We start from the raw sequence: 1,356 nt of genomic DNA, 5'->3' as shown, positions 1-1,356 counted from the left end.
CAACGAATGGTGATTGCTCGCCAGTTACACGCGGCCTTAAGTGAAGATGGCTATTTGAAATTGAATGATCGTGAATTAGAGTTAATGAATTATGGGGCATATTTGTACAATCTTGGGGAAATGATTGAACCAGGAAATGCATCACAACATACCTTCTATTTACTTTCAAACTCTAACTTAAATGGATTCTCGCACCCTGAAAGATTGGCCCTTTCTATTTTAGCTTCATATAAGAATAAAACTTTGTTTGACCAGTATTTAACAACCTATGGAGAAATGCTAGACGATAAACAAGTGGAAACCCTTCAACACATTGGAGGACTGATCAAGTTTGCTGAATGTCTAAATGATTCTCATAACAATATTGTGAAAAGTATGGATACCGTGATGAAAGGTAATAACCTGATTCTACGTATCTTCTACCAAGGAGAATTATTATCCGAAGTCTACCGTTCTGAGGACCAAAAGAAACATGTAGAACGTGCAATCGGGAAAGACATTACCCTAGAGTTTATAAATGCAAATTCATATCGGGCCATTTTATAACAGTTACTAATCTCTCCGTAGCTTAATGAAAAGGAGAATACAAAAATGACTGAACAAATCAAATACGATCTTAATAATCCTGATTACTATGAAAACCGAGAAGTCTCTTGGTTAAATTTTAACTACCGTGTATTACAAGAAGCTGCTGATGACAGAAACCCTTTATTAGAACGATTAAGCTTTCTAAGTATTGGGACGTCTAACCTAGATGAATTTATGATGGTCCGGGTTGCTGGTTTACAAGATCAATTCCACTTAAATGTGAATGAACTGGATAGTAAAAAGCAATGGACACCTGAACAGCAATTAATCGCCATTGCGGATAAGAACCATGAAAATAACGAATATCAATATGCCCTATACCAAGAATTGAAGAAAGAAGTGGCAAAACACAATATCCACTTTATCCGTTTCAACGAAGCGCCTACTCGTCGCCAAGAGAAAATGAAAACATTCTTCTTCAATGAAATTTACCCAACGCTTACGCCACTTGGTATTGATGCTTATCGTCCTTTTCCAAGCTTAAACAACAAATTAATTCATATTTTTGTGAACTTAAGTCGTGAAGGCGAACAGCAAGTAGCAATTGTCCCAATTCCACAGTTGGTGAACCGTTACTTCCATTACGAAGAAAATGGTCACTACTACTTCATTAATCTAGAAGATATTGTGACAAACTTTATTGAAACCTTATTTACTGGCTATACTATCGAATCTAGCTTCTTGTTCCGTGTGACCCGTAATGCCGATCTAGACATTCAAGAAGATGGCGCGGACGATTTATTAACAGTCATTGAAGACTACTTAGTA

Annotated in this window: 2 pseudogenes; both read left to right on the top strand. The window is 36.6% G+C overall.

The features are described 5' to 3' along the window. Positions 1–546 (top strand): annotated as a pseudogene (locus tag ACRCJ0_RS14220) (Ppx/GppA family phosphatase); the annotation flags it as partial. 45 nt (positions 547–591) lie between these two features. Then, positions 592–1,356 (top strand): annotated as a pseudogene (locus ACRCJ0_RS14215) (RNA degradosome polyphosphate kinase); the annotation flags it as partial.

Source organism: Aerococcus sp. L_32 (assembly GCF_050689315.1).
Note: the sequence above shows the minus strand (reverse complement) of the source record. Positions and strands in the feature narration are given on the sequence as shown.